Origin of the sequence: Streptomyces sp. NPDC050263, assembly GCF_040655955.1 — a bacterium.
GTDB lineage: Bacteria > Actinomycetota > Actinomycetes > Streptomycetales > Streptomycetaceae > Streptomyces.
Window position 1 is genome coordinate 1 of sequence record NZ_JBFAKW010000308.1, and the last position, 1,239, is coordinate 1,239.

General features: G+C 73.6%; 1 protein-coding gene. It reads left to right on the plus strand.

All coding sequences use genetic code 11. The features are described 5' to 3' along the window. The first annotated feature begins 241 nt into the window (after positions 1-241). Positions 242-1,171 (plus strand): UTP--glucose-1-phosphate uridylyltransferase, encoded by a 930-nt coding sequence (locus AB0J04_RS46200; protein ID WP_363174742.1) that lies wholly within the window; start codon positions 242-244, stop codon positions 1,169-1,171. The last annotated feature ends 68 nt before the right edge of the window (positions 1,172-1,239 follow it).

A 1,239-nucleotide genomic window follows, 5' to 3' on the forward strand; every position in this document is an offset into this window, starting at 1 on the left:
GCGTCGGTAGCGGCGTCCGGGAGGCGGGGGGCGGGCGGGGGAGGGTGGGGGGGCCGGTGGCCGCGGCGCTCGCGGGGCGGAGGGGCGGGGGGGCGGGCGGGGGGGCGGGGGGGCGGGGCGGCGTGCCCCCGGGGGTGGGCGGGGGCCCACGGCAGCCATCGCCCGAGAACACCCCCGACGGGTAGCGTCGGAACGTGCCGTGCCGGCCGGCACGGTGTGCCGCTCGAGTGAAAGAGACGTGATGTCCCCGACGATCCGCAGGGCTGTCATCCCCGCCGCCGGACTCGGCTCCCGTCTGCTGCCCCTGACGAAGGCGACACCGAAGGAGATGCTCCCGGTCGGCGACAAGCCGGTCATCGAGCACACCGTCCGGGAGCTGGTGGACTCCGGCATCACCGACATCACCATCGTCGTGTCCGGTGGCAAGAGCCTCATCCAGGACCACTTCCGCCCCAACCCCGCCCTCGTCGAACAACTCCGCGCGGACGGCAAGACGGCCTACGCGGACGCCGTCGAGGAGGTCGCGGAGCTGGCCCGCCGAGGTCACATCACCTATCTGGACCAGTACGGCCCGTACGGCAACGGCACCCCGGTGCTGAACGCCGCCCGGGCCTTCGGCGACGAGCCGGTGCTGGTGCTGTGGCCCGACGACGTCTTCGTGGCCGACGTCCCCCGCGCCCAGCAGCTGATCCGCGCGTACGAGCAGACCGGCTGCCCGGTGCTGGCCCTTCTGCCGATGGACCCCACCCATTCCCAGCGGTACGGCGTGCCCATCGTCAAGGAGGACCTCGGCGGCGGCCAACTGCGCATCACCGGCCTGGTCGAGAAGCCCGAGCCCGCCTCCGCCCCCTCGTCGTACGCGGCCATCGGCGGCTACGTCGTCACCCCCGGCATCATCGACGAACTGCGCGAGCAGACCCGCCGCTGGTACGAGCACCGCACCGGCGAGGTCTATCTGACCCACGCCATCAACGCCTACGCCGCCACCCGCGCGGTGTACGGACAGGTCATCAAGGGCCGCTGGTACGACACCGGCAACCCGGCCGACTACCTGGTCGCCCAGATGGCGTTCGCCCTCGCCCACCCGGAGTACGGCCCCCTTGTGCGCGACCTGGTCGCCGGACTCGACGGCGATCCCGCGGCCGCGCTCCAGGCGGAAGCCGACGCCTGACCTCGCCGGTGCTGAAGAGCGCTGAAGGGCCGGATCGACGGGCCGCCCGCCTCGGTGGGCGGCCCGTC